This window comes from uncultured Senegalimassilia sp. (assembly GCF_934630535.1).
Lineage (GTDB): Bacteria > Actinomycetota > Coriobacteriia > Coriobacteriales > Eggerthellaceae > Senegalimassilia.
In genome coordinates this window covers 1-2,942 of record NZ_CAKTVU010000040.1, presented here as the reverse complement: position 1 = coordinate 2,942, position 2,942 = coordinate 1, and the positions used below count along the sequence as shown (strand labels likewise).

1 protein-coding gene and 2 tRNA genes are annotated in these 2,942 nt (G+C 55.9%); 2 read left to right on the top strand and 1 reads right to left on the bottom strand.

Annotation, left to right across the window (positions count from 1 at the left end):
• Positions 1–88: 88 nt before the first annotated feature.
• Positions 89–2,146, bottom strand: coding sequence for a cation:proton antiporter (locus Q0D52_RS10090; protein ID WP_294382688.1), 2,058 nt, complete (start codon positions 2,144–2,146; stop codon positions 89–91).
• Between the two features lie 605 nt (positions 2,147–2,751).
• Here Q0D52_RS10090 and Q0D52_RS10085 point away from each other — a divergent pair.
• Together Q0D52_RS10085 and Q0D52_RS10080 are read left to right on the top strand one after the other, a co-directional pair.
• Positions 2,752–2,828 (top strand) — tRNA-His (locus tag Q0D52_RS10085).
• 32 nt (positions 2,829–2,860) lie between these two features.
• A tRNA-Lys gene (locus Q0D52_RS10080) sits at positions 2,861–2,936 on the top strand.
• Positions 2,937–2,942: the final 6 nt, after the last annotated feature.

Here is a 2,942-nt window from a genome sequence, read left to right as displayed (position 1 = left end):
TTCGCGGCGGGCTGCGCCGCCTCGGAATCTTGGGCATAAGAATGGGGCTGTACCAAAATCACTTTTGATACAGCCCCATTTTTTTTGCTTATACGTTGTCTTCCAAGTCCATTTGCATGAGATTGACGTTCTCTCGCAGCCGTTTTGCCGCAATACGGGAAAGCTCGCCATCGTCGTAGCGGGTTTGGATCTGTTCAAGCTCGATTTCCAAACCAAGTCGTTCAACGTCGGCGCTTTTATCCTGCGTGGTTGTGAACGTGGTAATGGAAGGAGCGGCTGCACGCAGCGTTCTCAGCAACCGCTGATATTCAATGAGCAGTTTCGAGATGTCCTCGGCGTTGGCGGGGGAGTTTCCAGCCAACTCTTCATGAAGCTTGCCCACTACGTGTTCATAGCATTTGATTTGCAGGGCTCGAGTGGCTTGCGTGGTCTCGCTCAGTTCGGCTCCAGGGACCTTATGCGCGATTTCCTGCAAGCTGCGTCGGCCGAACGTCCTCCATCGTATGAAATGCTGTCGAAGGTTCGCACGTAAAGAGTGCTGGTGCAAAATAAGCTCTTCCATCCTGGCAAGGCGCATGAGGTACTGATAGCCGGCGAATCGATCCACCTCTTCAGTATCGATCAGATGCTGGGCGAATTCGCGTTCCCAGGTCAGCGTGCGCAGGCGCAGCTTCATGTTGGGCTCGTCCTCTATGCCATTGAGCTCCTTGATTCTTTTGATGCGGTCGTTGTACTGACGAACGACGATTTGCGTTGCCGCGCGCGTTTCCGGCGTCTGTCGCGCGGAAAGCTCCTCGATCACGACGCGCAGGATGTCGAGATTCGCTTGGACGTCGCGCTTGAGCCGTTCGGTGTTATCGCGTTTCTTTTGCGGAGCCAGAATCGGCACCACGAAGGTGGCCAGCAGAAGCGTGACCACGATAACGCCGCATGCTAAAAAGAGGATAAGCTGGCGCTGCGCAATAGCCTGTGGGATGGTTAGAATCACCGCCAGGGTAACGGTGCCCTTCGGTCCACCGAGCGTCATGATGGCGGCAGAATGCACGTCATGGGCAAGTGACTTGCGCGGCTCGGGTGCGATATTCTTTTCCTTAGCGGCCTTTTCGTTGCGTCGCGCCACATGTCGATGATGCACGCGCTCCATCAACAGCACCCAAACGAATCGAACAGCGATAAGAATCAGGCTGATGGCCAGCACATATCCGAGCAACGTCCAGTTTGAGATCGCCACATTACTCCAAGTGGTTTGCATGGCGCGTGGCAACTGCGTGCCCAGCAAAACGAACACGATGCCGTTGAGCGTGAAGGAGATGACGCGCCAGACGCTGGTGGAGACGATGTTCAGGCGCGAAACCGAGGGGCCGGCCGTGCGCGGCGAGATCACGTTCACAAGGCCCGCAGCAACAACTGCCAAGATGCCGCTTCCGCCAAGCTGATCGGCTGCCAAAAACACGATGAACGGGGTGAACACCTCGAACAAGACATGGAACGTGGTGTTTTCAAGCCCCCAGGAGCGCACAAGGCGAATGATGCCGTTGCCGATAACGCCCAGTATCAAGCCGAAGGCGATGCCGCCGACGAATTCGACTAGAAACTCGCTTATAGCGTGAGCGGGGGAGAAGGCGCCGGTCATTGCCGCGGCTATGGCGAATTGGAAGGCTACGATACCGGAAGCGTCGTTGATAAGCGATTCGCCTTTGAGCAGCGCTTTGCACCGCGGGCTGATGTCGGCATCTTTCGAGGCGGCGGACACGGCGATAGGGTCGGTTGGCCCGAGTGCCGCGCCCAGCGCGAACGCCGCAGCCAGCGAAATAGAGGGAATCATCGCATTCACGAAAAAGCCCACAGCAACGATGATCGCCAAGACCAGGCCGATTGCCAGCGACAAGATGGAGCGCCTGTTGCGCCATAGCTCGGTTTTCTTCGCTTCCTTGGCCTCATGGAAGAGCAGCGGCGCTATGAACAGCACCAAGAACAGCTCGGATTCGTCGAAGAGCAGATCGATCTGCCGCCCTGCGACCACGGCGATGGCGAGGCCTAGGCCGATCTGTATGAGCGGCGATGATACTTTAGGCACAAGCTGATCGATCACCGACGACGCTAAAACGGCGGCGAGCATGAGCAATATAAGCAGGAATGTCTCCATATGAGCATCTCCAAGTATTCAACGGGAATGACCATATTGTAACCCGAACGGTAGGTGCTGGATGATTAACGGTATGTGAACCGTAGTGCATCTGCACAAAAACCTGCAATCGAATTCTGTATATCAATCTGTTCCCCAGCCTCGGCTGAATAGGCCGAATGAGGAAGGAAGCTCCGTTTCTATGTATATCCGTGTTCCCATGGGGCTGCTCGGTTCTTGTCTGCAAGAAAGGGTCCACCAATCACGGTTTTGCGGCGGGCCGGGATCGTGGCGCTCCTTCGCCATATGGTGGAAACGCCCGAATCGTCGCTATGCATTCTTTCCGGAGCGAAAAGCCGGGGCATGGAAACCGGGTTGCCTTGCCATGACCGTGTGAGCAAGGGTGTCCGTTCGCGCTTCGCTCGGCCGTCGGCGAGACTGGGCGATGCCTCGTGTGTAGCAGAGCGGAAGCGGGCGCATCGGTGCACTGTCTCAAATGCCGGGCTGCAAGGTTGTTTTCCTAACGAAGAGGTTGCAAAAACCACTCTGAGAACCTTTTCAAAAAAAGTTTCGAAAAGGGGGTTGCACAGATTTTGGAAGTGCGTATAATACTTACTCGCGCCTTGGTGGGTGTGGCCTAGTTGGTTAGGGCGCCAGATTGTGGCTCTGGAGGTCGAGGGTTCGAATCCCTTCACCCACCCCATCGCGCAGCTGTTTGACATAGTGTGTTTTCTTGGACCGTTAGCTTAGTTGGTAGAGCAGGGGACTCTTAATCCCAAGGTCCGGGGTTCGAGTCCCCGACAGTCCACCATGCGAA